General features: G+C 57.6%; 20 protein-coding genes. 6 read left to right on the top strand and 14 right to left on the bottom strand.

The window, feature by feature from the left end:
• Positions 1-56 precede the first annotated feature (56 nt).
• Positions 57-2,489 (top strand): ATP-dependent helicase, encoded by a 2,433-nt coding sequence (locus HZ995_RS10645; protein ID WP_209355637.1) that lies wholly within the window; start codon positions 57-59, stop codon positions 2,487-2,489.
• 28 nt (positions 2,490-2,517) lie between these two features.
• Here the strand turns inward: HZ995_RS10645 and HZ995_RS10650 are convergent, their stop codons facing one another.
• The 13 genes from HZ995_RS10650 to fsa form a co-directional block, all read right to left on the bottom strand.
• Positions 2,518-3,543 carry a siroheme synthase gene (locus tag HZ995_RS10650; RefSeq protein WP_209355638.1) on the bottom strand — a complete coding sequence of 342 codons (1,026 nt, stop codon included), beginning with the start codon at positions 3,541-3,543 and terminating at the stop codon, positions 2,518-2,520.
• Positions 3,544-3,546: 3 nt separating this feature from the next.
• Positions 3,547-6,159 (bottom strand): nitrate reductase, encoded by a 2,613-nt coding sequence (locus tag HZ995_RS10655; protein WP_209355639.1) that lies wholly within the window; start codon positions 6,157-6,159, stop codon positions 3,547-3,549.
• Positions 6,156-6,485: a nitrite reductase small subunit NirD gene (gene nirD, locus HZ995_RS10660; RefSeq protein ID WP_209355640.1), complete on the bottom strand. Its 330-nt coding sequence runs from the start codon at positions 6,483-6,485 to the stop codon at positions 6,156-6,158. The genes HZ995_RS10655 and nirD overlap by 4 nt, the downstream gene beginning before the upstream one ends.
• Positions 6,482-8,923, bottom strand: a complete 2,442-nt coding sequence (nirB, locus tag HZ995_RS10665) for a nitrite reductase large subunit NirB (protein ID WP_280719337.1) — start codon at positions 8,921-8,923, stop codon at positions 6,482-6,484. Before nirB ends, nirD begins: the two co-directional genes overlap by 4 nt.
• Before the next feature lie 42 nt (positions 8,924-8,965).
• The gene (locus HZ995_RS10670) at positions 8,966-9,391 is read right to left on the bottom strand and encodes a globin domain-containing protein (protein ID WP_209355641.1); all 426 of its coding nucleotides are present in this window, start codon (positions 9,389-9,391) and stop codon (positions 8,966-8,968) included.
• A gap of 77 nt (positions 9,392-9,468) precedes the next feature.
• Positions 9,469-11,151 (bottom strand): ABC transporter ATP-binding protein, encoded by a 1,683-nt coding sequence (locus HZ995_RS10675; protein ID WP_209355642.1) that lies wholly within the window; start codon positions 11,149-11,151, stop codon positions 9,469-9,471.
• 5 nt (positions 11,152-11,156) lie between these two features.
• The gene (locus HZ995_RS10680; RefSeq protein WP_209355643.1) at positions 11,157-12,239 is read right to left on the bottom strand and encodes an ABC transporter permease; all 1,083 of its coding nucleotides are present in this window, start codon (positions 12,237-12,239) and stop codon (positions 11,157-11,159) included.
• A gap of 87 nt (positions 12,240-12,326) precedes the next feature.
• Positions 12,327-13,691 (bottom strand): CmpA/NrtA family ABC transporter substrate-binding protein, encoded by a 1,365-nt coding sequence (locus HZ995_RS10685; protein ID WP_209355644.1) that lies wholly within the window; start codon positions 13,689-13,691, stop codon positions 12,327-12,329.
• Positions 13,692-13,948: 257 nt separating this feature from the next.
• Positions 13,949-15,118: an ABC transporter substrate-binding protein gene (locus tag HZ995_RS10690; RefSeq protein WP_209355645.1), complete on the bottom strand. Its 1,170-nt coding sequence runs from the start codon at positions 15,116-15,118 to the stop codon at positions 13,949-13,951.
• Positions 15,115-15,699, bottom strand: coding sequence for an ANTAR domain-containing response regulator (locus HZ995_RS10695; RefSeq protein WP_209355646.1), 585 nt, complete (start codon positions 15,697-15,699; stop codon positions 15,115-15,117). Before HZ995_RS10695 ends, HZ995_RS10690 begins: the two co-directional genes overlap by 4 nt.
• A gap of 248 nt (positions 15,700-15,947) precedes the next feature.
• Entirely contained in the window at positions 15,948-16,862 is a 915-nt protein-coding gene (locus HZ995_RS10700) for a tyrosine recombinase XerC (protein WP_209355647.1), read from the bottom strand.
• Positions 16,859-17,566: a DUF484 family protein gene (locus HZ995_RS10705; protein ID WP_209355648.1), complete on the bottom strand. Its 708-nt coding sequence runs from the start codon at positions 17,564-17,566 to the stop codon at positions 16,859-16,861. Before HZ995_RS10705 ends, HZ995_RS10700 begins: the two co-directional genes overlap by 4 nt.
• A gap of 171 nt (positions 17,567-17,737) precedes the next feature.
• Complete coding sequence (fsa, locus tag HZ995_RS10710; RefSeq protein WP_209355649.1) at positions 17,738-18,391, bottom strand: fructose-6-phosphate aldolase; 654 nt, start codon at positions 18,389-18,391, stop codon at positions 17,738-17,740.
• A 100-nt stretch (positions 18,392-18,491) separates the two neighbouring features.
• Between fsa and HZ995_RS10715 the strand changes: the two genes are divergently transcribed.
• The 5 genes from HZ995_RS10715 to HZ995_RS10735 all read left to right on the top strand — a co-directional run bounded on the left by HZ995_RS10715 (position 18,492) and on the right by HZ995_RS10735 (position 24,714).
• Entirely contained in the window at positions 18,492-20,687 is a 2,196-nt protein-coding gene (locus HZ995_RS10715) for a primosomal protein N' (RefSeq protein WP_245168646.1), read from the top strand.
• Between the two features lie 86 nt (positions 20,688-20,773).
• Positions 20,774-22,006, top strand: a complete 1,233-nt coding sequence (locus tag HZ995_RS10720) for an MFS transporter (protein WP_209355651.1) — start codon at positions 20,774-20,776, stop codon at positions 22,004-22,006.
• Positions 22,007-22,008: 2 nt separating this feature from the next.
• Positions 22,009-23,358, top strand: coding sequence for an MATE family efflux transporter (locus HZ995_RS10725; RefSeq protein ID WP_245168647.1), 1,350 nt, complete (start codon positions 22,009-22,011; stop codon positions 23,356-23,358).
• A gap of 52 nt (positions 23,359-23,410) precedes the next feature.
• The gene (locus tag HZ995_RS10730; RefSeq protein WP_209358242.1) at positions 23,411-24,286 is read left to right on the top strand and encodes a 50S ribosomal protein L11 methyltransferase; all 876 of its coding nucleotides are present in this window, start codon (positions 23,411-23,413) and stop codon (positions 24,284-24,286) included.
• 146 nt (positions 24,287-24,432) lie between these two features.
• Positions 24,433-24,714, top strand: a complete 282-nt coding sequence (locus HZ995_RS10735; RefSeq protein ID WP_209355652.1) for a hypothetical protein — start codon at positions 24,433-24,435, stop codon at positions 24,712-24,714.
• Positions 24,715-24,806: 92 nt separating this feature from the next.
• On the opposite strand, the gene HZ995_RS10740 is transcribed toward HZ995_RS10735, so the two are convergent.
• Complete coding sequence (locus HZ995_RS10740) at positions 24,807-25,004, bottom strand: DUF1127 domain-containing protein (protein ID WP_209355653.1); 198 nt, start codon at positions 25,002-25,004, stop codon at positions 24,807-24,809.
• Positions 25,005-25,251: the final 247 nt, after the last annotated feature.

The raw sequence follows: 25,251 nt of genomic DNA on the forward strand, positions 1-25,251 counted from the left end.
GAACATTACGCGAACTTGGCTTTTCAACTCTGCTTTGAAACGTTAAGGTTTGCCCCATGAGCAGCTTTGACGAATTTGACGCCTTTGAGGGCGCTTCCCTGTCCGCCCGCGCGATGGCGGCGCGGCCAATGCCGTATCTGGACGAGCTTAATCCGGCGCAACGTGAGGCAGTGGAAACCTTGGACGGTCCGGTTTTGATGCTGGCGGGGGCGGGGACCGGAAAGACCAAAGCTCTGACCGCGCGGATCGTGCATTTGCTGAACACAGGGCGCGCGCAGCCGAATGAAATATTGGCGGTCACTTTTACCAATAAAGCAGCGCGCGAGATGAAGAACCGCGTGGGGCGCATGTTGGGGCAAACCGTAGAGGGCATGCCTTGGCTGGGTACCTTCCATGCGATCTGCGTGAAACTTCTGCGCCGCCACGCGGAACTGGTGGGGCTTAAGTCCAACTTTACCATTCTGGACACCGACGATCAGATCCGCCTGCTGAAGCAATTGATCCAAGCGGCGAATATCGACGACAAACGCTGGCCTGCGCGGATGCTGTCGTCGATCATTGATGGCTGGAAAAACAAGGCCTGGACGCCAGAGAACCTGCCTGCCTCAGAAAGCCAGGCCTATAACGACCGCGGCCCCGAGCTTTATGCGCAATATCAGACTCGCCTGCGCGAATTGAACGCGGTCGATTTTGGTGACCTTCTTTTGCACATGGTCACGATCTTTCAGAACCACGGCGACATCCTCGCACAATACCAACGTTGGTTCCGCTATGTGCTGGTGGACGAATACCAAGATACCAACGTCGCCCAATACCTCTGGCTGCGCCTCATCGCGGCCGAGCATAAAAACATCTGCTGCGTCGGCGATGACGACCAGTCGATCTATGGTTGGCGCGGCGCCGAGGTGGGCAATATTCTCAAGTTCGAAAAGGATTTCCCCGGTGCCCATGTAGTGCGGCTGGAGCAGAACTATCGCTCAACCCCGCATATTTTGGCCGGAGCCTCTGCGGTCATTGCGGGCAATGAGAACCGTCTGGGCAAGACGCTTTGGACGGAAGCTGAGGACGGCGACAAAATCCGTCTGATCGGCCATTGGGATGGCGAAGAAGAAGCGCGTTGGATTGGCGAAGACGTTGAGGCGCTGCAATCCGGCACCCGTGGCAAAGACCCCAAGAGCCTTGAGGACATGGCGATCCTCGTGCGCGCCTCCCACCAAATGCGCGCCTTTGAGGATCGGTTTCTGACCATCGGACTGCCTTACCGCGTGATCGGCGGGCCTCGGTTCTATGAGCGGATGGAGATCCGCGACGCCATGGCGTATTTCCGCGTTGTCACCAGCCCCGATGACGATCTGGCCTTTGAGCGGATCGTGAATACGCCCAAGCGTGGCCTCGGCAATGTCGCCCAGCAAAAGATCCAGACCTGCGCGCGCGATCACGGGCTGTCGCTGGTCGAAGGCGCTCGAAAACTGCTGGAGCTGAAGGGCTTCGGCGGCAAAGGCGCGAAGGAACTGCAGCTCTTGATCGACGGCATCGACCGCTGGCGCGCGCTGGGCGTGCAACGCGAAGTCCAAGTGCCTCTGAACGACGAAGAGGTCATCGACGACGGCCTGACGCGGACCACGACCACCTTCATTTCCGCCCAAGAGGCTCTGACCCATATCGAGCTGGCCGAAGTCATTCTTGACGAGTCCGGCTACACTGCCATGTGGCAGAACGACAAGACGCCCGAGGCTCCGGGCCGTCTGGAAAACCTCAAGGAATTGGTCAAAGCCTTGGAATCCTTTGAGAACCTGCAAGGCTTCCTCGAACACGTCAGCCTGATCATGGACAATGAGAGCGAGGACACCGAGGAAAAGATCTCGATCATGACGCTGCACGCGGCAAAGGGTCTGGAGTTTCCAGTGGTGTTTCTGCCGGGATGGGAAGACGGGCTGTTCCCGTCGCAACGCTCGATGGATGAAAGCGGTCTGAAGGGCCTCGAGGAAGAACGCCGCTTGGCCTATGTCGGCATCACGCGCGCCGAAGAAGTCTGTACGATTTCCTTTGCGGGCAACCGGCGGGTGTTCGGGCAATGGCAAAGCCAGCTGCCGAGCCGTTTTATTGATGAACTGCCTGAGGATCACGTCGAGGTCCTAACCGCGCCGGGGATTTACGGTGGCGGCTATGGCGCTGCGGCGGGTGATTTCGGGGGTGGCATGCAATCACGCATGCAAAGCGCCAATACCTATAATTCGCCGGGCTGGAAGCGGATGCAGGATCGGGCAGGGGAGCGCGGGATTTCCCAGCCGCGTGAAAGCCGTGGGTCTGTGATTGATCTTGAGGCGGTGTCTAGCCATTCCGTGGGCGAACGCGTCTTCCACCAAAAGTTCGGCTATGGCGAGATCATGGAAATCGAAGGCGACAAGCTGGTGATCGAGTTTGACAAGGCGGGTGAAAAGAAGCTGGTCGCGAAATTTGTGACGGCGGCTGACGACGTGCCGTTTTAGAGAGCTTCGTTTTACGAAGAAAACTGAGCTAGGCCTGACCAGAAGCTTTAACGCCAGTCGCTGCTGTCTGAGGGGCCATGAGCAACTCAAATTGGATTTCAGCATCTGACTCAAATGCATCAAGTAGTCCTAGCGTACCAGGCTCTGCGCAATTCTTGATCCAAACCACATTGCGCCCGGGCTTAGCGGCGCGCTTGATAAAGGCCACGCAGATCTTTGCAGGCCAAGGCACATCGTGACCAGCGCCGCCCATCAGATGACGCTCTGCATCCCGTCGTGCGAGTTCCAGAACGGCTTCATCAGCCGGTGTTTCATAGAAGATCTCATCAGCTTCCTGCAGGCGTTCAACAGCGCGCAGGGAAATCAGATCAGCCGCGCCTGCCGCTGTATCCACGACAGTGACTTGCGCCGCGCGATTTTCGTCAAAATCACCGGTGATACGCTGCTTGAGGCTCTGCAATGCTTCGCGTTCCGATCCGCGTTTGAATGTCTGCCAGATCGGCCCAGCAAAGACCTCGCGCCAGAATGCACGACGCTGGGATTGCGGCACGTAGCGCGCAACCATCCCACGCAGACGCCCCGCAGCGGCGGCGAAGCGGCCGAGGTTCGGGTCCAGCATCTGTTCAATCTGGGTTTTGATAAGGCGGCCCAGAACCGGTGCGTTGCCTTCGGTGCCAATCGCCACGACAACCGGATCGCGGTCCACAATGGACGGTGTGGTCAGGTCGCAGAGTTCCGGACGGTCCACAACATTCACCAAAAGCCCAGCGTCCTTGGCAATCGCATGGATCGCCACGTCTGCCGCGGGCGAACCGGTCGCGATGAAACCAATCGTTGCCTCAGCAAAGGAGGCACGTGTCACAGGCCCAGCCAGATGCCGAATACGACCCTGTTTGATCATCGCACTCAGTTCGTCATCCGGCTGATCCCCGAGCAACAAAATATCCGCGTCCGACTTCAACAACAGACGGCATTTCTGCGCAGCCTGCTCTCCGGCGCCGACGACGACAATCGTCCGGCCGGTGGTTTTGATGAACATCGGAAAGCTTTGCATGACCTATTCCGCCGCGGTTTTCAGATGGGCTCCAGCCAATATAGCAGAGATTTCCGGACGGCAAGAACCACAGTTGGTGCCGGCCTCAAGCGCTGCGCCAATTTCCTCGACAGATGCGAGGTTCTGCGTCTCGATCGCGCGCAGGATTGTGTTGGCTCCGACGTTAAAGCAGGCACAAAGCGTCGGGCCGGGATCGGGTTGATTTGCGCCAGGGCGACCTGCGAGGATTGGAACCTCTGATCCGATGGCGTTGCCAACAAATTGGCGAGACACTTCGACCGGGGTGGGCGCCGCAAAGAGGGCTGCTAAAACCTGTCCGTCCCTTTGGAAAGCAATCCGAGCTGATCCGGGTTTCGCGCCGTTGACCGACATGATGTCCACGTGGCTCAGGCCAAAAACATCCTGCGCAAAGCTTTCCCAGTCCTCAGGGACTTCATTGTGTCCCAGCTCGACTTGCCAGCCAACAGTGGTCCGCGCGCGCGCCCAATAGTCGGTTTTGGCCGACGGTTTCTCTGCCGAAACCGCAAACCCATACCAAGCGGCCTTATATGGTGAAATCTCGACCGGAGTTGCCTTGCTTTCAGGTTGCCCCGAGAGCTTGTCGACCTTGGGGGCGACCAAAGCATTCACGCGACCCGTGGGACAGGTGTCTTCTGTCCAATGGAGCGGGGCAAAGACTTCGCCTTGGGTGACTTTGTCGCTGATCATGACCCGCAGAATGGCGGACCCATGCGGGCTGTCGACCTTGGCCAAAGTCGCCGCCGCCAGACCAAGCTTGAGCGCGTCCTCGGGGTGGATCTCCAGAAAGGGTTCGCCCATGTGTTGGGTCAGACGGCCGGTCTGGCCGGTTCGGGTCATCGTGTGCCACTGGTCTCGGATCCGGCCGGTGTTTAACCGATAGGGCCGATCCTCATCCGTCGCTTGCGCTAGGGGCTTATGAGACACCGCCACCATGCGCGCGCGACCGTCTTCGGTGAAAAACTTGCGGTCGCCAAAGAACCGGCCCCCAGTTTTCACGGCGCTGACGGGCCAGTGTTGGGGCGTAAACGTCTCGTAGTCGTCGTCCGAAATCTCGGCGAGGCCAGAGATGTCGAAGTCTTTGTTAAACGCCGCCGCGATGCCCGAGAGCGCTGCATGTTCGCGGAAAATCTCGGCAGGGCCGTGGTAGTTGAATGCTTCGCCAAACCCCATACGCCGCGCGACGCCGCAGATGATTTCCCAGTCGTGCCGCGTTTTGCCCGGAGCCGCACGCAGTGCACGCTGGCGGCTGATCAGGCGGTCTGAATTGGTGACGGTACCGAATTTCTCACCCCAGCCGCTGGCGGGCAGGACCACATCGGCAACCTGCGCCGTGTCGGTGGTGTCATACATGTCGCTGACCACGACAAAGTCACAGCCCTTGATGGCCGCGCGCACGCGGTCGGCGTCGGGCAGGGACTGTGCCGGATTGGTGCAAATCACCCAGAGCGCTTTGATGTCGCCGCGCTCTACCGCGTCAAACATGTCGATAGCCTTCAGGCCCTGAGCCGCTGGCATCACAGGGGCGTTCCAGAAGTCCTGCACAGCTTTGGAATGATCGGTGTTCTCAATGTCCAAATGACAGGCCAAAGTATTCGCGAGTCCGCCGACCTCACGGCCTCCCATCGCGTTGGGCTGCCCAGTGACCGACAAAGGCCCCATGCCAGCTTTGCCGATACGACCCGTCGCCAAATGGCAATTGATGATTGAATTGACCTTATCCACGCCGCTGGTGGATTGGTTCACGCCCTGAGAAAACACGGTCACGGTTTTCTCATTGGCAAGCCACATGTCCACAAAGGTGGCCAGATCTGCATCAGACAGGCCGGTCTCAGAGACATCATCTGCGCGGGCCGCATCTAAAGCCGCCTCAAACCCCGACACGGCTTCGGCCAAATAGGCCTCATCCACCAAACCGCGCTCAGAAATCTCGGTAAGCAGATGGTTAAACAGGGCCACATCCCCGCCTGGTGCAATCCTGAGGTGCAAATCTGCCAGATCACATGTCGCCGTCCTCCTCGGGTCCACGTTGATCACGCGCATCTCAGGCCGTGCCGCTTTCGCAGCCGCAAGCCTTTGATAAAGCACCGGATGACACCAGGCGAGATTGGACCCGACCAACACAACAGTGTCGGCCTCCTCCAGGTCCGTGTAAAGCCCCGGCACCGTGTCCGTGCCAAAGGCTCGCTTGTGGCCGACAACGGTCGAAGCCATACACAGCCTTGAATTCGTGTCGATATTGGCCGTGCCAACAAAGCCCTTCGCGAGCTTGTTGATCACATAGTAGTCCTCGGTCAGCAGCTGACCCGAGACATAAAAGGCCACGGAATCCGGCCCATGTTCGGCAATGGCCGCGGAAAACTTGTCCGCAACCAGATCAAGAGCCTCGTCCCAGCCTGCGCTACGGTCGCCGATCTGCGGTGCGAGAAGACGACCCTCGGTCCCGAGGGTCTCGCCGAGTGCCGAGCCTTTGGAACAGAGCCGCCCAAAATTCGCCGGATGATCGGGATCGCCTTTGATCGCCACACCGTTGGGGCCGACATCCGCCAGAACCCCACAGCCGACACCGCAATAGGCGCAGGTGGTTTTGACACTCATGCCGCCGAGCGCTCCATGACCGCTGCGTCCAGCATCAGACGCCCGTTTTCAACGCGGATTGCGTAGGTGTCGATCTTACCTTCGTCCGCACCCTGCGCCTCGCCGGTATTCAAATCAAACACCCAATTGTGCAGAGGGCAGGTCACTGAGGTGCCATGCACGATACCCTCGCTCAAAGGGCCGCCTTTGTGCGGGCAGCGGTCCGAGGTCGCAAAAACCTCGTCCTCTGCCGTGCGAAAGACCGCAATACAGCCAAGTTTCGTCTTCACAACCCGCGCGCCGCGCACAGGGATCTGCTCAATCGATCCGATATCAATCCAGCTCATTCTGCGGCCTCCAATGTCAGATTTGCCAGAGGCGCGAATTTCGGGGCCTCTTCCTCTTGGGCCAGTTCGGCCCAAGGGTCTTTCTGATAGATCGATTGAGACAGCTCGAAGCGTTCAACCAAAGCCTTGCGGTTCTCGATATCCTCAACGATCTGCTCTTTGACCCAATCCAGACCCACTTTCGCGACCCACTTATAGGGGCGGTCCAGGTATTTCGCGTTCTCGCGATAGAGCTGCATAAAGGCGGTTGCGACCTCGATGGTTTCTTCCTCGGTTGTGCAATCCATCAGACGTTCGGTTTCCTTCACGTCCATGCCAGCCGCCCCTGCGACGCCAACTTGATAGCCGCTGTCCACACAGACGACACCGATGTCTTTGCAGGTCGCCTCGGCGCAGTTGCGCGGGCAACCCGACACCGCCAGTTTCACCTTATGCGGAGACCAAGAGCCCCAGAGCTTTTCCTCAAGCTTGATGCCCAAACCTGTGGAATCCTGCGTGCCAAAGCGACAGTGTTCTTTGCCGACGCAGGTTTTCACTGTCCGCAGACCCTTGGCATAGGCATGGCCCGAGACCATGCCCGCCGCGTTCAGATCCGCCCAGATCGCGGGTAGGTCTTCGCCTTTGACACCCAAAAGGTCGATGCGCTGACCGCCCGTGACGTGAACCGTCGGCACATTGTATTTCTCGGCCGCATCGGCAATTGCGCGCAGTTCCTTCGGCGTCGTCATGCCGCCCCACATCCGAGGCACGACGGAATAGGTGCCGTCCTTCTGAATGTTGGCGTGTTTGCGTTCGTTGACAAAACGCGACTGCGGGTCGTCCTGATATTCCACCGGCCAATCGGCCAGCAAGTAGTAATTGATCGCAGGGCGGCAGACGTGACAGCCATTGCGGCTCTTCCAACCGAGTTCCTGCCAGACAGCCTCTTGGCTTTTCAGTTCTTTGGATTTGATCAGGCGGCGCACATCCTCATGGGTGAGGTCGGTACAGCCACAGATCGAGGCCGGCGCGGGGATGACGAAATCATCGCCCAACGTGGTCGCCAGAACCTGTTCGACCAATCCGGTACAGGTGCCGCAGGATGCGCTGGCTTTCGTGGTTGCCTTGATGGCCGCCAGATCCGTGGATCCGGCTTGGATGGCCTCAACGATCTGCCCCTTGCTCACGCCGTTACAACCGCAGATCTCCGCGTCAAGCGGTAAGGCTGCAACGGCCGCCATAGGGTCCAGGCTATCTCCCCCCTGATAGGCTGGGCCGAAAATCAAAGTTTCGCGCATTTCAGAGACGTCGGTCTTGTCTTTGATCAGACCGAAGAACCAATTGCCGTCGGCTGTGTCGCCATACATGACGGCCCCGACCAGAACGTCGCCTTCCAGAACCAGACGTTTGTACACGCCACGCGCTGGATCGCGGAAAACGATGTCCTCGCGGCCCGGGCCTTCTGCGAAATCACCGGCGCTAAAGAGGTCACAGCCAGTAACCTTGAGCTTGGTGGCAACCTCTTTGGGTTCGAATTCCGCTGCCTCATCAAGCAGCGTCTTGGCAACGACTTTTGCTTGGTCATAGAGCGGAGCCACCAGACCAAAGAGCTGTCCACGGTGTTCAACACATTCGCCAACCGCAAGGATGTCTGGGTCAGAGGTCACCATCGCATCGCTTACGGTGATGCCGCGCTCAACATCCAAGGCAGTATCTGTCGCCAGACGTGTCTCTGGGCGGATACCGACGGCCATCACCACCAAATCGGCAGGGATGACGGTTTTGTCTTGCAGCATCACCGCTTCGACTTTGTCTTCACCCAGGATCGCAGCGGTCGAGGCCTGACATTTGATCTCGATGCCTTTGTCCTCAAGGCTGCGGCGCAACAGGTAACCTGCGGCCTCATCCAGCTGACGTTCCATCAAATGGCCCATCAGGTGCAGCACAGTCACATCCATGCCGCGCGCTTTCAGACCCGCTGCGGCTTCAAGTCCCAAAAGGCCACCGCCGATGACAACGGCTTTGCCGCCTTCGATGCCAGAGGCCTTAATCATCGCATTGGTGTCTTCCAGATCGCGATAGGCGATGACGCCGGGCAGATCCTTGCCGGGCACTGGAATGATGAAAGGCGCAGAGCCCGTCGCGATCAGCAGCTTGTCATAAGCGACTTCGCCGTTCTGACCCACCACCACTTTGCGCTCGCGGTCGATCTGGGTGACATGCTCGCCAAAGCGGCACGTCACGCCATTTTCTTCGTACCAATCGGCATCATGGGTCACGATCTCCTCATAGGTTTTCTCACCCGAGAGGACCGGAGACAGCATGATCCGGTTATAGTTGCCGCGCGGCTCTGCATTGAACAGCGTGACGTCATAGGCCTCTTTGTCGGCCTCAAGTAGGTGCTCCAGCACCCGGCCCGAGGCCATACCGGCCCCGATGACAACAAGTTTCTTAGACACGATTTACTCCTTGCCCTTTTGTGCGGGCAGGGAGGGCCCGTGTTAGGCGGCGTCCGTATACGCCGCGTCTTTCATCATTGAGGCAATGCCGCGATAGGCCTTCTCCCAGGCCGCGATTTCCGCATCGGTTAACGTGCGGGGCGCCATATCCTCGACCGCTTGGATCAAAGCTTCGCCGACCAGATCGTAATGTTCCGCCTCGGCGTTGTAATTCACATGCCGCCGCCCAAGCCGCTTGATCTTGCCGGTGAACAGCCAGGGTGTGCTGAGATTGTTCACAATGAACTCCAGCATGTCGCTGAACTTCTCGAGCTGGCCCGACATTTCCTCGGGAAACAGATCGCGCGCAGCAGGCGTGTTGCGAAATAGGATGCGATAGAAGGCCTCGGCCAGATAGCCCTGCTGCAACTTGATGCCGCGATAGCTGTCTTGGATAAGTTTCACTTCGTCTTTGGTCAGATCTGCCATGGACACTCTCCTCAAAAAGAGAGTGCACATTAGGCAGGCTGGCTTTCGAAAGTCTGAACATCGCTGGTCCCAAACCCTTATTCCGCGGCGATCGCTTTTGCGGGAGTTTTGGCCTTGGGCTTGGCGCCATGCTCATACTCTTCAAGGAAATCAAGCACTTCCTGACGGAATTTGTAGTAATCCGGATGCTCAAGCAGGGCCTTGCGGCTGCGTGGGCGTGGCAGATTAACGTCTACAATTTTACCGACTGTCGCTTGGGGGCCATTGGTCATCATGACCACGCGGTCCGCCAGCAGGATGGCTTCGTCCACATCATGGGTCACACAGATCGCGGTGACTTTGGTGCGGTCCCAGACCTCCATCAGCACTTCTTGCAGCTCCCAGCGGGTGAGGCTGTCGAGCATACCGAAAGGTTCATCCAGCAAGAGCAGTTTCGGCGACAGAGCAAAGGCGCGGGCGATGCCGACACGTTGCTTCATGCCGTTGGACATGGAATGGGCCGGGCGGTCCATAGCATCAGCCAGGCCGACGCGTTCGAGGTAATATTCGACCACATCCTGTTTCTCGGCCTGGCTGGCCTTTGGATAGACCTTATCTACGCCAATCGCACAGTTCTCCCGAGCGCTCAGCCAAGGGAAGAGGTTTGGTGACTGAAACACCACTGCGCGCTCGGGATCTGCGCCTTCGACGTGACGACCGTCCAGACGGATCGCACCTTTGGAAATGTCATTCAGGCCCGCCGCCATAGTCAGAACCGTGGATTTACCACAGCCAGAGTGACCGATCAGAGAGATAAACTCGCCGCGGTTCAGTTTAAGGTTAAAGTCCTCAACGACAGTGAGTGGGCCTTTGGGCGTCGGGTAGATTTTGTGCAACTGCGAGAAGTCGAGGAAGTTCTTGTCGATCATCCCTTTTTGCGCATCCGCCACCGCCTTAGGCGCACCATGGATCGGGGTCACGTCAGGCAGGATCTTGGAGCCTTCGACTTTCGCCTCAATCCCTACATCCATCAGGTATTTGGTCACATCCGCGCGCAGCTTTTTGAAGCCGTCGTGGTTGTTCATCTCCATCCGGTCACGTGGACGCGGGATCGAGACTTTGAACTCTTCGCCAAGGGTGCCGTCAGGACGCAGCGCAATGATGCGGTCGGCCAGAATGATGGCCTCATCTACGTCATTGGTAATCAGCACGCAGGTTTTCTTGTCGCCTTGCCAGATCGCCTCGATCTCATCCGCCAGATTGGCGCGGGTGAGGGCGTCAAGCGCAGACAGTGGCTCGTCCAAAAGCAGCATCTCTGGGTTCATCGCCAGCGCACGCGCTACGTTCACTCGTTGACGCATCCCGCCCGAGAGTTCCGCAGGACGGCGGGTGGCTGCATGAGACAGGCCCACCATCTTGACGTAATGCGCGACTTTCTCGTCCTTTTCCGCCTTCGGCATGTTCGGGAAAACAGAATCCAGCGCCAGTTTGACGTTTCCGTTGACCGTCAGCCAAGGCATCAGGGAGTAGCTTTGAAAGATCACACCACGCTCGGGGCTAGGGCCTTTGACCGGCTCGCCCTTGAAGGTGACGGACCCTTTGGTCGGCTCTTCAAGACCCGCCATCAGGTTGATCAGAGTTGTCTTGCCGGTGCCCGAGAACCCCAGCAGGACGAGGAACTCGCCCTCCTGAACCTCAAGGTTAATGTTTTTCAGAACATCGGTTTTGGCAGTGCCTTCCCCGAAACTCTTGTCGACGTTTTCGAATTTGAAAAAGCTCATGTCGATCACCGGTTAGAGGTAAAGGTGAAGAGGGATTGGATGGCGTACATGACCCGGTCCAAGAGGAAGCCGATGATGCCGATGGTCAGAACAGCGACCATGATTTTCGCGAGCGAGCTGGAAGAGCCGTTCTGGAATTCATCCCAGACGAATTTGCCGAGACCCGGGTTTTGTGCCAGCATTTCCGCGGCAATCAGAACCATCCAGCCCACACCCAGGGACAGACGAAGACCGGTGAAGATCAGCGGCAATGCGGATGGCAGAACCAATTTGGTGATCTTGGTATAGGTGTTCATTTTCAGAACTTTGGACACGGCGACGAGATCTTTGTCGATCGATGCCACACCCAGAGCGGTGTTGATTAGCGTCGGCCAAAGCGAGCAGAGCGTCACGGTAATTGCCGACACAAGGAAGGATTTCGCGAACAGCCCGCCTTCGGATGCTGCGACAGCCGAGACGACCATGGTGACAATCGGCAACCATGCGAGCGGCGAGACCGGCTTAAAGATCTGAATAAGCGGGTTGATCGCAGAGTTTGCGGTCGGGCTGAGACCCGCCATGATGCCCAGCGGCACAGCGATCACGGTGGCGATCAGGAAGCCGAAGAAGACAGTTTGGATCGAGGTCCAGATCTGCTGGTAATAGCTTGGCGCGCCGGTGAAGGGGATGTCTTTGACTTTCTCAGGCTGGCCATTCGCGATGAAGCGCTCGTTGCGTTTTGCAACACGTTCTTCATGCTTTGCGCGCTTTTCGGCTTTCGCCTGTGCGTCCTCATGCAGGTTGACGGCTTCGGTCCAGACTTGCTGCGGACCGGGGACGGCGCCCAGAGAGGTCTGAACAGTTGGTGCCAGAGTGCCCCACATCACAAGGAAGGCGGCAATCGCCAGCAAAGGCACGCACAAAAGGCGCCAGATTTCTTTCATTTGCGCGCGCGGGTTGTCGCCCGCTGCGGCTTTCAGGATCGGTGTGATCCAAGCAAGGCCCAGAACCTGAAACCAGGCGTCGGCTTTGTTGATACGCGTAAACAGACGCGCGCGTCGTGCCTCGCGATCTGCGTCGGTGATGGTTTGTGGGTCGATGGCTGTCATAGCTCTGGTCCTGAGAATTCGAATAGCTGCGGTGTAAATCGCGGGGGGAGCCCTCTCCCCAAGAAGGGGAGAGGGAAGTTGTTTGGGTTAGCCTTGGACTTCTGCACCAACCACGGTTTGGCCAGACTTCAGACCAATTGGCAGGCTTTCCAGGTAAGCGTTCGGGGTGCGACCGTCGTATGCGATACCGTCAATGATGTCGGCTGCTGGGGTCGGCGCTTTGTAGCCGTCGCTGTCCCAAGGGAAGTCCGCTTCGTTCGCCAGACCTTCTTCGACCAGCAGCTTCGCGGCTTCGAGATAGATCTCAGGCTTGTAAACGGATTTCGCAACTTCGTCATACCAGCTGTCAGGCTTGGTCTCGGCGATCTGACCCCAGCGGCGCATCTGGGTCAGATACCAGATTGCGTCAGAGTAATAAGGGTAGGTCGCGTTATAGCGGAAGAACACGTTGAAATCTGGGACTTCGCGCTTGTCGCCTTTTTCATACTCGAAAGTACCGGTCATAGAGTTCGCGATAACCTCATAGTCCGCGCCCACATATTCAGGGCGAGACAGGATTTCCACGGCTTCTTCACGGTTTGCGTTGTCGTTTTCATCCAGCCACATCGCTGCGCGGATCAGAGCCTTCACCACAGCTTTGGTGGTGTTCGGATACATCTCCGCAAATTCGTTGGTGATGCCGAAGACTTTCTCTGGGTTGTTCTTCCAGAGCTCATAGTCGGTGATCACAGGCACGCCGATGCCTTTGAACACGGCCTGCTGGTTCCAAGGCTCACCCACGCAGTAGCCGTGGATCGTGCCCGCTTCCAGCGTTGCTGGCATTTGTGGAGGGGGGGTTACAGACAGGAAAACATCCGCGCCGATCTGACCGGAGATGTTTTCAGGAGAGTAGTAGCCTGGCTCCAGACCACCTGCCGCGAGCCAATAGCGCAGCTCGTAGTTGTGGGTGGACACCGGGAAAACCATACCCATGTTGAATGGCTTACCTTCGCTGTTGAACTTCTCAACAACGGGGGCCAGAGCCTGAGCAGAAATCGGGTGCTGAGGGCGGCCGTCATCCATGGTTGGGATGTTTGGCTTCATCATTTCCCAAACTTCGTTGGAGACGGTGATGCCGTTGCCGTTGAGGTCCATAGAGAATGGGGTGATGATGTGGGCCTCGGTGCCGTAGCCGATGGTCGCAGCCAGAGGCTGACCCGCCAGCATATGCGCGCCGTCGAGCTGGCCGTCGATCACACCATCCAGCAGAACTTTCCAGTTCGCTTGTGCTTCCAGCGTCACGAACAGGCCTTCGTCGTCAAAGAAACCTTGTTCATACGCAACGGCCAAAGGTGCCATGTCCGTCAGCTTGATAAAGCCAAAGGTCAGCTCGTCTTTTTCCAGTTCCAATTCAGCCCAAGCAGGCGCTGCCAGTAATGTGGTCGCTGCCAGGATCGAAGCAATGTTTTTCATGTCTTCTGTCCTCGTGGTTAAGCCCTGTTGGGCAAAATAAAAAAAGCCGCCGACGCATTTGGCCCCAGGGATAGGGGGTCAAAGGTCGAGCGACTTTGCTCAGAGAGTTCCCAGAACTTTGGGAGGGAGGGACACGACGCCGTTGTCGTGTTGTTAATCATCTTATGCGACGCACCCCTAAGGCTGGCGAGTCCATTTCTTTAATTTTTCTGCATTGCAGCGTTCATTCGCTGCAACTGCACAAAAAATGTGCAAACCTACCGCTGAGGGTCAAAGGTTTGCCCGTCAAAGAAGCGGTTTTGCCCAAGACTCAGGCTGCCAGTTACCGCGCGCACCTCAGTCGACTCGGTGAGTCCGCCCTCGATTTTTGAATTGCTCAACGGCATCGGCGCCCCCAATTGCCCCAAAGCACGGCGATAGAGGTCACTGCGAAAGATCTTGTGAACCTCGGAGGCCGCCACGTCGTCGACTGTCCCATGACGCGCCTTAAGGCGTTCGGCGATCCAATCGGCTTGTGATTGCCACGGAAAGGTAGCCCCCTCCGTGTGGAAACGCAGAAAATTGTCGTGATGCTTATTGGCCCCGGCACTGTTAAGCACCAAACGACCTGTCAAAGCCCGGTCAATCAGATCAGAGTTCACCCCCACATAGTCCTTTCGGGCCAAAACCTCTGCCAGAGCGACATGCTTGCTGGGCTGGTCCAACCATTGCCCCGCACGCCACAAGGCGCGGATCAACTTGAGCGCTGTGTCTTCGTTTTGCTCGGCCCAATCTGCGCGTGTCGCCAAAACTTTTTCCGGCGCTGCCGTCCAAATCGCGGCCCCCGGCAGGATCAGCGTTCCGTTGGCTGTATCTACGGTGACAGACCCCCAAGGCTCTCCCACGCAAAAGATGTCGAGGTCTCCGTTCTTGATTGCTTGCGCCATCAAGGGCGGGGGTACGGCCTGGATCTGAAAGTCGTCTCCCGCCTTTAAACCCACAGCATTCAGCCAAATCGACACCAGTTCTGAATGCATGGACAGATAGAACGGCACGCCAATGCGCAAAGGTTTTGGCAGTGATGCAACCGCAAGCGCGGCCGCTTTGGCGTCTTTGAAATCAAACCCATAGCCGCGCACTTCCAGCAGGGCCGCCATATTGGGGCTGACGCCAATGACATTGCCATTCATGCTGAGAACCGACAGAACCTGCAATTTCGGCAGCCCGTTCATGAGTCCCAAATAAGAGGCCACGGGCACTGGCGACAACATATGCGCCGCCTGAATTTGCCCAAAGGCAAGTTGATCTCGAAGGGTGCTCCAACTGGGAGCACGTTCAAGCGACAGGTCGAGACCTTCTTCTTCTGCAAACCCGAGTTCTTTGGCGACGATCAAAGGGGCAGCGTCGACCAGGGGAATAAAACCGGCTGCGATCGGAGTAAGGCTCATGACAAAAGCTCCGAGGCCGTGACCAGCGCCTGGGCAACATCCGCCACGCGCTTGCTCTGATCCATCGCGGTTTTACGCAGCAGGGCATAGGCCTCCTCTTCGCCAACGCCGCGAGCTTTCATTATTATGCCTTTGGCCCGATCCACGATCTTGCGCTCCTCAAGCGCGCGTTTGGTGGTTTCCAATTCCGTGCGCATGCGCTGGAACATCTGAAACCGCGCAATGGCGGCGTCGAGGATGGGTTTGATCCGGTCATTTTGCAGCCCATCGACGATATAGGCCGAGACACCGGCCTCAATCGCTGCCTTGGTCAGTTGCGCATCGGAGCGATCTACGAACAGCGCAACCGGGCGCTCTAAAGGATCGGAGGCCAAAGCCAGTTGTTCGATCGCGTCGCGCGATGGATCGGTGACGTCGACCAGGACAACATCCGGGGCAAAACGCGCGACAGAGCGCGCCAAGCCGCTGACCTCGGAAAGCACGTGGATCTTGTGTGATCCGGTCTCAGCTAAGGAATCGACAATCGCGCAGGCGCGATCCCGATCTTTCTCGACGACAACGATGGTGAGGTTCTCTGACAAAATTTACTCGTATGGCTATGCAGACTAGGCTGGCTTGCGCCCTACATAGTAAAACTGGCGGCCGTCTTGAATTTCTGCGTTGCAGCAATGGGTGAAAAATAGATGTGTTTGATTAATTTTTGAGCAAAATTGGCCAACTGTGCCGTGCCCGTACACCACATAGGACCCATTGGGGTATCTTTGGAATGGGACACCACCGCTTTCATCTTGCCCCAAATACTCCTGCCGGAGGCATCCAGGGCCGCCAGTTACGCCTTCGGGTGCGTGCGGTTGTAAACCTCCATGAGGCGCGTGGTGTCCACAGCCGTATAGGCCTGAGTCGTCGACAGCGACGCATGCCCCAAGAGTTCCTGTATCGCCCGCAGGTCTCCGCCGGCTTCAAGAAGATGGGTGGCAAAGCTGTGGCGCATGGCATGTGGTGTCGCGCTTGCGGGCAGTCCCAATTGCATACGTACATTCTGCATGACGCCCTGAATATGCCGCGCGTTCAGCCGTCCGCCACGTGCGCCGATAAACAAGGGCCGCTCGGGGTCCATCGGAAAGGGTGCTTGGCGCACGTAATCGGCAACCGCATCTCGCGCAGCTGGGATGACAGGCACCAACCGCTCTTTGTTGCCCTTGCCCACAATCCGCAGGACATCGGGCAGGGGGTGAGCGTCTGCATTCAGCCCCAAAGCCTCAGATATCCGCAAACCGCAGCCATATAACAGAGTGACAACAGCGATATCGCGCGCGCCTTGCCAGCCTTCGCGTGTTTGAAACTCCACCGTTTCAATGACAGCCTTGGCCGCGTCCGGGGCCAAGGGGCGTGGGAGTTTCTTTTGAAACTTGGGCGCACGCGTGGACAGAACGGCGGTTGGGTCAAATCCCTCACGCTCCGCCAACCACCTGAAAAAGCCCTTTACCGCCGATAGCTTGCGCGCCAGCGTGCGCGGGCCGACGTCGCCAGTCCGCATCCGCGCCATCCATGCGCGCATATCTGAAACCGTGAGTTTTGAAAGCGGAGCCAACCCTTGCTGCGCGCCCTTATGTTCGCTCATGAAGGCGAGGAACTCTGTGACATCGGCGAAATAGGCCTTAAGCGTGTTGTCTGAATTGCCTTTCAGAGCCTTCTCGGCCTCAAGCCAACTGTCCCGCGCGGCAGTCGCCGCCGGCGAAATCACGACAGCCAGCGCCGCATGGCGCGTTCAAAGACGCCTGCAAAGAAACTTAGCAAATCTGTGCCTTGCTGCGGCGTGAAATGGTGTGGATCTTCGGCTCCCATGACGAGCATACCAGGCAGGCGGCCTTCGCCGAAATCCAGTTTCAGGCAGGCTTCAGAGCGAATGAAGTCAGCACGTTCCCCAAAGACGGGTTTTGAGCCGCTCTCCATCTGGCGCAGCGTAACCTGCCGCGCCGGGACATTGCGGCCTCCGGTCAGGTAGCGTTCGACAAAGCCGGGCTCTGCGACGCTGAGCACCTCACCGAGGCGCTTGATCTGAACCTCTTTTTCGTCTTGGGCTGTTTCCAGCACCAGACGGACCGCATCAACGCGCAGGATATTGGCGACTTCGCCGTCAAGATCCTTAAGGAACATCTCAAATTCCAGAGGATCCAGCATGCGCAAGATTGCGCGATGCACCTGATTGGTGCCCGCCAGATTTTCATAGGCTGCTGCGATTACACTGCGATGGGTGTCCTCTAGCCGGTCCAGCCGCGCTTCAAGACGCTCCATCGCGATGCCGCGCAGATCGACAATATTGCCGCCCATGGAGCGTTCGTTGGCCGCAATAAGCGCCTTCATAACATCTTGATCTTCAAGGATAATCTCTGGTTTCGAGAGAATCTTGTCGCGCAGAGTATCTTCGATTTTTGCCGTGCTGCTCATGAGATGCCTGTTCGTCTTTTGCTGTACTCTAGCAGAAGCCACCCGCAATATCTTGTGTTTTTTCTACCTGCGGGTGTTTTTTGAGGTGGGGTGGAGGGGCGTTGCCCCTCTGAGGCGATCTGCTGTGCAGATCCCCCCATTCACCCCAAGATATTTAGGGCAAGAGAAAGATCAGAGGATCTTGATATCTGCCGCCGCGATGTCCGCGAGGAAGGCAGCCAGGCCTTTGTCGGTCAGCGGGTGGTTGACCATGCCTTTGATGACCGCAGGAGGTGCGGTGATCACGTCTGCACCAATACGTGCGCATTCTGCGATGTGGTTGGCGGTGCGGATCGAGGCCGCGAGGATCTGGGTTTCGTAGCCGTAGTTGTCATAGGCAGTGCGGATGTCTTCAATCAGGTCCATGCCGTCGAGGTTGATGTCATCCAGACGCCCGATGAACGGAGAAATGAACGTTGCGCCAGCTTTGGCGGCGAGGATCGCTTGGTTCACAGAGAAACAGAGCGTGACGTTGACCATTTTGCCTTCGTCGGTGAGGGTCTTACAGGCCTGCAGACCGTCCCAAGTCAGCGGGACTTTGACTGCGATATTGTCGGCGATCTCGGCCAGTTTGCGGCCTTCGGCGATCATGGTGTCTGCGTCGGTCGCGGTGACCTCGGCGGAAACGGGGCCAGAGACCAGCTCACAGATTTCTTTGGTGACTTCGATGATGTCACGGCCGGATTTTTTGATCAGCGATGGATTGGTGGTGACACCATCGACCATGCCAAAGTCATTGAGTTCTGCGATTGCATCTATTTCTGCAGTGTCTACAAAGAATTTCATAACGCGCGTCCTGATTGGGTTGGCTTTTAAGGGTTGGTCTAGGGTCGCGCCTCGTTTACCTCATCGAGGTGTTAGCGCAAACCCTTTTTGCGAGGCGGATTTGAAAGACCCGGACTTCTTTGACGCAGGTGATCTGGTTGCTGTCCTGACCACCCAGCCCTTGGACCGGACCTTGGATTACAAGGCTCCTGAAGGAGGGTGCTGGTTGGGCGCGTTTGTAGAGGTTCCTTTGGGGCCGCGCAAGGTGCTGGGCGTGGTCTGGGGGCGCGGGCGCGGCGATTGGGATATCGCCAAGGTGCGTAGCGTTAATCGGGTGCTGGATGTGGCGCCGATGCGGTCTGAAATGCGCTCGTTTCTGGAGAAGGCGGCGAGTTATACGTTGACGCCTATGCCTGCGATGCTGCGGCTCGCGACGCGGGCGCCGGGGCTGTCTGATCCGCTGTCTATGCGTAAGGTTTATCGGCTGGGAGAGGGCGTGCCGGATCGAGTCACAGACGCGCGCACGCGGGTGATTGAGGCTTTGCGGGAATATGGCGGGCTTGGGTTCACGCTAAAGGAAGTGTCCGAGTTGGCGGGGGTGACGTCTTCGGTTGTGAAAGGTCTCGTGAAGCAAGGGGTTGTCCTGGAAGAGGACACACCGCGCGATCAGCCTTATCGGCGGATGGATGCGGATTTTGGTCCCAAAGAGCTGACCGAAGATCAGGCGGCGGCGGCCGAAAAGGTCTCGACGGGTATCAAGGATGAGGTCTATGGCACGTCTTTGCTGCGTGGCGTCACCGGATCTGGAAAGACCGAGGTGTATCTAGAGGCGGTGGCCGCCTGCATTGAAGCGGGGCGTCAGGCTTTGGTGCTGTTGCCCGAGATCGCTTTGACGGCTGAATTCCTCACGCGGGTTGAAGCACGCTTTGGCGCAAAGCCTGCGGAATGGCATTCGGGCGTCACCATGACCGAACGTCGCCGGATCTGGCGGATGGTCGGGCAGGGTGGGGCTCAGGTGGTGATCGGGGCGCGGTCGGCCTTGTTCCTGCCGTTTCAGAACCTGGGTCTGATCGTGGTCGATGAGGAACATGACACCTCTTACAAGCAGGACGACGGGGTGCTTTATAACGCCCGCGATATGGCTGTTCTGCGTGCGAGCCTTTGTGGCGCGCGGGTTGTGCTGGCTTCGGCCACGCCGAGCCTTGAGAGCTGGGCCAATGCGGATGCCGGAAAATATGAGCGTATCGAGCTGACCTCGCGCTTTGGGCCTGCCGTTCTGCCGGATATGCGCGCGATTGATATGCGGGTTGAAGACCTGCCGAGTGCGCAATGGATTTCTCCGACCTTGCAGTCCGCTGTGCGCAGCCGATTGGAAAAAGGCGAGCAATCTCTGCTGTTTATCAACCGCCGTGGCTATGCGCCGGTGACGATCTGCCGGGCCTGTGGGCATCAGGTGGGCTGCGATCATTGCGATGCGCGGATGGTGGAGCATCGGTTCCTGAAACGGCTGCTCTGTCATCAATGTGGCGAGAGCAAACCGATGCCAGAGGCCTGCCCGAGCTGTGGCGTCGAGGGCAAACTCGCGCCTGTGGGGCCGGGTGTGGAACGGCTTGCCGAAGAGGCGCAGGCGCATTTTCCGGAGGCTCGGTTGGCGGTTTTGTCGTCAGATCTCTTTGGTTCGGCGCGTGCGTTGAAAGAGGGGATCACCCAGATTGCCGAGGGTGGCGCGGATATCATCATCGGCACGCAATTGGTGGCCAAGGGACATAACTTTCCTTTGTTGACCTTGGTGGGGGTGATTGATGCGGACCTTGGCCTGCAGGGCTCTGACATGCGCGCGGCAGAACGCACGTTTCAATTGATGCGCCAGGTGGCGGGTCGGGCGGGGCGTTCGGAACGCAAAGGCACGGCATTGATGCAGACGTTTCAGCCGGATCATCCGGTTATTCGTGCGATTTTATCTGGCGACGAGGAAGGCTTTTGGCAGGCCGAGGCGGATCAACGCCGGCATGCAGGCGTGCCCCCTTATGGGCGCATGGCTGGGATCATTCTGTCCTCTCCTGATGTGCAGCAAGTCTTTGATATCGGGAACCAATTGGCGCGCAATGACGGACCATTGCGTGAGATTGGCGCGCAGGTGTTTGGACCAGCGCCCGCGCCGATTGCACGGGTTCGCGGGCGTCATCGCGTGCGCCTTTTGGTGAAGGCCGAGAAGTCTGCACCGATCCAACAGGCTTTGGCAAAGTGGGTAAGTCAGGTGAAACCAAAAGGCGATCTACGCCTGTCCGTCGATATCGATCCTCAGAGTTTCTACTGACCAGAACTGACAACTGTTCAGTTCCGCACACCTTAGGCGCGCGGATTTCGCTCGCCATAGGGTGAAAACAGGCGTAAGCGCGAAGTATGTTTGAAAAAGTCTCTTTAAGCGCGGCCTCTGACCGCCCCGTCTGGCAACGTCCCTTCGGCCTTTTGGTTCTGATGGCGATTGCCATGCCATTGGCGTTTTCCACATGGTCGGCGCTGCTGAATAACTTCGTGATCGAAGTCGCCAATTTCGATGGCTCGGACATTGGTCTTTTGCACACGGTCCGCGAGATCCCAGGCTTTTTGTCCTTCCTCGTGATCTTTGTGATCATCTTTATTCGCGAGCAGGTGTTGGGGCTTTTGTCTCTCGTGCTGCTTGGTGCTGCAAGTGCCGTTACGGCTTGGTTCCCGACGCTTGGCGGCATTTTGATGATCACACTGCTGAGCTCGATCGGTTTTCATTATTACGAGACAGTCAACCAATCCGTTCAACTTCAATGGCTTAAGAAAGATCGTGCCCCGCAGGCGCTGGGTTGGTTGGCGGCTGTGGGCTCTGCCAGTACGCTGGTGATTTACGTGCTCATCGTCATGACTTGGGAAGGGCTTGGTCTGAGCTATAACTTTGTGTTTCTCGTCTCAGGGCTGCTGACGGTGGGGCTCGCGATCTTCGCGCTCTTTGCCTATCCGCAGTATGAATCCGAGACCCCTCAGATCAAAAAGATGATCCTGCGCAAGCGCTACTGGCTCTATTATGCGCTGACCTTTATGGCCGGCGCACGGCGTCAGATCTTTGTGGTCTTTGCTGGCTTTATGATGGTCGAACGCTTTGGCTTTGACGTGCATCACCTGACCGGTCTTTTTCTGATCAATCTGATCGCCAACATGATCTTTGCGCCCTTTATCGGCCAAATCGTTGCGCGGTTCGGAGAGCAACGGACGCTGTTGGTGGAATACATCGGCCTGGTTTTGGTCTTCCTGGCCTATGGCGGGATCTATTTCTTTGGCTGGGGTGTGGTTCTTGCGATGGTGCTTTATGTGGTGGATCACCTGTTGTTCTCGATGGCCTTGGCGATGAAGACCTATTTCCAAAAGATCGCAGACCCGGCTGATATCGCACCGACAGCCGCTGTAGCCTTTACGATCAACCACATCGCAGCGGTGTTCCTGCCGGTTCTTTTGGGGCTCTTGTGGCTCTATTCCCCAGCGATTGTGTTCATCATGGCGGCCGGGGGCGCTGCGATCTCTTTCTGCCTGGCGCTGCTTATTCCGCGCCATCCGGTCAAAGGTTATGAAACCCGCTTGCAACGCCCGTTGGCAGCTCCGGCAGAATAGCAATGGCAGAGCGCGGCAGATTCCTGGACGGATCCACAATGGGGCATGTGACACGCATGACCCTGTTGGGCGGCTTGGGGATTACCTTTGTGTTCCTCGTCGATCTCGTGAACCTCTTCTGGATCGCCTATTTCGGTAACGAGCAACTGGTGGCCGCCATCGGCTTTGCCTTTGCGGTGCAGTTCTTTTCCGTGTCCACCGGTGTGGGCATGATGATTGCCACAACGGCGATTGTTTCGCGCCAGATCGGGCGCGGCGATATGGATCGAGCGCGCGAAGAGGCGACCTCGGCGATGATCCTGACCGTCGGATTTCAGGCCTGCGTGGCACTCTTGATCGTGTTGTTCCGCTATCCATTGCTAGAACTCGTGGGCGCGCAAGGCGAGACACTTGAGATGGCCGCCCGTTATCTTTTGATCACGATCCCATCTTTGGCGATTATGGCAATCGGCCTATCGGGCTCGGCGATTTTGCGCGCTGAAGGCGATGGGCGGCGCGCGATGTATGTGACGGTCAGTGGCGGTGTGTTGTTGCTCTTTATCGACCCTCCGCTGATCTACTTGCTTGGGCTGGACGGGGCGGCAATCGGCATTGTTCTGTTTCGCATCACGCTGGCCATTCAGGCCATGCGGTTTTTGATCGGGAAACACGACCTGCTTGCGCCGCCAGCGTTTGCCGCGCTGAAACGCTGTGTATTGCCGTTTTTCGCCGTCGCAGGACCTGCCCTGCTGACACAAATGGCGACGCCCTTTGGCTACTATATCCTGACCTCGGTCATCGCCCCATTCGGAGACAGCGCCGTCGCAGGTTGGGCTGTTGTGAACCGCGTGAGCGTGGTGGCCTTCGGATCGATCTTTTCGCTGTCCGGCGCGGTCGGAGGGATCTTTGGCCAGAACTACGGCGCTGAACTTTGGGCGCGGGTGCGTACGACATATCGCGACGCTCTGCTGTTCTGCTTGGGCTATACCATTTTCGCCTGGGCCGTTTTGTCCTTGAGTGCCAGCAGCATTATCGCGGCCTTCAACCTGTCCGCTGAAGGGGCAGAGGTCTATCGCGCTTTCGGCTATGTCGGCTCGGCCAGCTTCATTTTGTTGGGTGGTTTGTTTGTATCTGTGTCGGCCTTCAACTCGCTAGGCAAACCCATCCGTGCGACGCTGATGACCTGGCTCCGGGACGGCGTTTTGATGCTGCCCGTGGCCTGGTGGATGGCGAGCCTGACCGGCGCAACCGGCGCGGTTTATGCGCAGGCTATGGTCGGGTCGGCCGTCGGTATTCTGTCAGCCTTCTGGGGATGGCGTTTTGTTGCGTCTCTTGGGCAGTCAGACCCAGCGGCTTCCCAAGAGCCCGCTTGATCCCGGATCATATTTCCGCCAAAGGGATGCATCCCTACGCAAGAGGCCCCAAATGCCCACTTTCACAGCTCTGACGACCCTGACCGGCAAAGACAATGCCGACAAACTTGGCGACGCGATGGAGAACCTTGATCCCATGCCAACCGGCGTGGGGGTGTTTGAAATCGAGGACGGGTCTGGGCTTTGGGAAGTCGGGGGCTATTTCACCGAAGCGCCGGACGAAGCGGGCTTGGCGCTTTTGGCGGCCGCCTTCGGGGCCAAGGATTTCGCGGTGAGCGAATTGCCGGATACCGATTGGGTCGCCAAAGTTAAACGAGAGCTCTCCCCGGTGCAGGCGGGGCGGTTCTTTGTTTACGGCAGCCATGACGCGGATCAGGTGCCTGAAGGTTGCGAGCCTTTGTTGATCGAGGCCGCCATGGCCTTTGGAACCGGACATCATGGTACGACGCTGGGGTGTTTGCGGGCTTTGGATCGGCTGGTGGACGGTGACTTTCATGGCCACAACGTTGCGGATATCGGATGTGGTACAGCCGTTCTGGGTATGGCCGCCGCGCGGATCTGGCCGGAAACGGTTTTGGCCAGCGATATTGATCAGGTGGCTGTCGATGTGGCCGAAGCCAACGTCAAAGCCAATGATCTGGTCGGTCGTGTTGTCTGTCTAGAGGCCGCGGGCTTTGGTCATGAAGATCTGCTGGCGAAAGCGCCCTTCGATCTGGTCTTTGCCAATATTCTTAAGGCTCCTTTGGTGATGCTGGCACCCGATATGGGGCAGAACATCGCGCCAAAAGGCCACGCGATCCTGTCGGGCATTCTGAACGAGCAAGCCGACGAGGTCGTCGCGGCCTATGATGCAACCGGCTTTGACGTCACGCATCGCGAAGAGATCGGGGAATGGACCACGCTGACCCTCACACGCCGGGCGGAGTAATCTCGGCGAATGCCTAAATCTCGCCACATTTGTCAGGCATTCACCGTCTCAGGCAGGGGCGCTGTCTGAGTATTATTAACGTGGATATCCAACAGCAAGAATTCGAGTATCGTGTCAAGCGCTTGCGTCGCAAGCGCTCTAAAGCCATGCGTTCACATGGGCCGGCTTTCATCGATCAAGACGGTTACGTCATCGTGCAAGCCAAATCGCGCGCGCGGCCTGTGCCGTTTTTGGGAGTTTTCCTATTGGCGCTGGGCTTCTTTGCACTGAAAGGCCTGATGATTGCGGGTATTGGTGCAGATATTTATGCGATCCGTATTCAGGAACTTTTCACCAGTTCATCCATTGTCACTCAGATCGGTGCATGGACCATGCAGGGCGATGCTGTGTCGCTAATGATGGCCGAAAACATCCAGAAAATTCTGTAATCCCAGCTCTGTAATCCCGATGGGCAAAGAAAAAGCCGCGGTTGATACCTCAACCACGGCTTAACAACGACAGTGAAGGTCGATTGTTTGCTTTAGAAGTCCGCGATGTTGCCGCGAGACAGGCCGATATCGGACAGCTCACGATCGGTCAGTTTGGACAGCTGCGCGCGGGTGCTGCGTGCTGCGTTCCACTGTGCGACAGTCGCGACGAGGGAGGAGAATGCAAACCCGATACGGCCGGAGAAACCAGCGTTGAGGGACTGCGCGGGGGTGTAGTCAAATGCGGCCATATCATACTTCCTTTTTTGGTCGGTGTTTCATTTGAGGTCGTCAGTAAGCCGCAGATAGGGTTAACAATTACCCCATGCAAATACCTTTTTTTCATAGCAGATATGCAGTTTTTGCATGCGTCGGATTGGGTGATTTATTTGCGGCATAGGTTTGTAAATTTGCGACCGATTTGGGTGTTGATGATTTGGAAGCGACCCGTGGATGTCGTAAATCGCTTGGCGCGTGTTCTTGTTTTGTGCTAGTGTT

The sequence above is a fragment of the Cognatishimia activa genome (assembly GCF_017798205.1).
GTDB classification, from domain to species: Bacteria; Pseudomonadota; Alphaproteobacteria; order Rhodobacterales; family Rhodobacteraceae; genus Cognatishimia; species Cognatishimia activa_A.